This is a genomic window from Streptomyces sp. SPB074 (genome assembly GCF_000154905.1).
Classification (GTDB): Bacteria; Actinomycetota; Actinomycetes; order Streptomycetales; family Streptomycetaceae; genus Streptomyces.
This window is the reverse complement of the sequence record NZ_GG770539.1, coordinates 1,528,180-1,529,398: the sequence shown is the minus strand read 5'-3', so window position 1 is coordinate 1,529,398 and position 1,219 is coordinate 1,528,180. Positions and strand designations below refer to the sequence as shown.

Annotated in this window: 1 other annotated feature (cut by a window edge). The window is 58.8% G+C overall.

Annotated elements, in window-relative coordinates:
* Nucleotides 1–450 precede the first annotated feature (450 nt).
* Nucleotides 451–1,219, top strand: a sequence feature (mutual gap in cmsearch alignment for this rRNA model is longer than 100); it runs 2,280 nt beyond the window's last position.

The window sequence follows — 1,219 nt, the reverse complement described above, 5'->3', positions numbered from 1 at the left end:
CGTCACGAAAGTCGGTAACACCCGAAGCCGGTGGCCCAACCCCTTGTGGGAGGGAGCTGTCGAAGGTGGGACCAGCGATTGGGACGAAGTCGTAACAAGGTAGCCGTACCGGAAGGTGCGGCTGGATCACCTCCTTTCTAAGGAGCACTTCTTACCCGAGCTTTTCGGAGCTGGGGTCAAGGGGCCAGTACATCGGCGAATGTCCGGTGCTGGTTGCTCATGGGTGGAACGTTGACTATTCGGCACTCTCGGGATTCCGGGTTCACTAGTACTGCTTCGGCGTGGAACGTGATGCTTCGGGAGTCGGGGGTGCCGGGCACGTTGTTGGGTGTCTGAGGGTACGGCCGTACGGCTTGCCTTCTTGCCGGCCCCAGTGAACTCCGGTTGTTGCCGGGGGTGATGGGTGGTTGGTCGTTGTTTGAGAACTGCACAGTGGACGCGAGCATCTGTGGCCAAGTTTTTAAGGGCGCACGGTGGATGCCTTGGTACCAGGAACCGATGAAGGACGTGGGAGGCCGCGATAGGCCCCGGGGAGCTGTCAACCGAGCTTTGATCCGGGGGTGTCCGAATGGGGAAACCCGGCAGTCGTCATGGGCTGTCACCCGCTGCTGAATGTATAGGCAGTGTGGAGGGAACGCGGGGAAGTGAAACATCTCAGTACCCGCAGGAAGAGAAAACAACCGTGATTCCGGGAGTAGTGGCGAGCGAAACCGGATGAGGCCAAACCGTATGTGTGTGATACCCGGCAGGGGTTGCGTGTACGGGGTTGTGGGATTTTTCTTTCACGGTCTGCCGGCCGTGAGGTGAGTCAGAAACCGCCTGTGTAGGCGAAGGACATGCGAAAGGTCCGGCGTAGAGGGTAAGACCCCCGTAGCTGAAACACTGGCGGCTCACTTGAATTTTTCCCAAGTAGCACGGGGCCCGAGAAATCCTGTGTGAATCTGGCGGGACCACCCGCTAAGCCTAAATATTCCCTGGTGACCGATAGCGGATAGTACCGTGAGGGAATGGTGAAAAGTACCGCGGGAGCGGAGTGAAATAGTACCTGAAACCGTGTGCCTACAAGCCGTGGGAGCGTCGCGCGAGGACTTGTCCTTGCGTCGTGACTGCGTGCCTTTTGAAGAATGAGCCTGCGAGTTTGCGGTGTGTTGCGAGGTTAACCCGTGTGGGGAAGCCGTAGCGAAAGCGAGTCCGACAGGGCGGTGGAGTAGCACGCTCA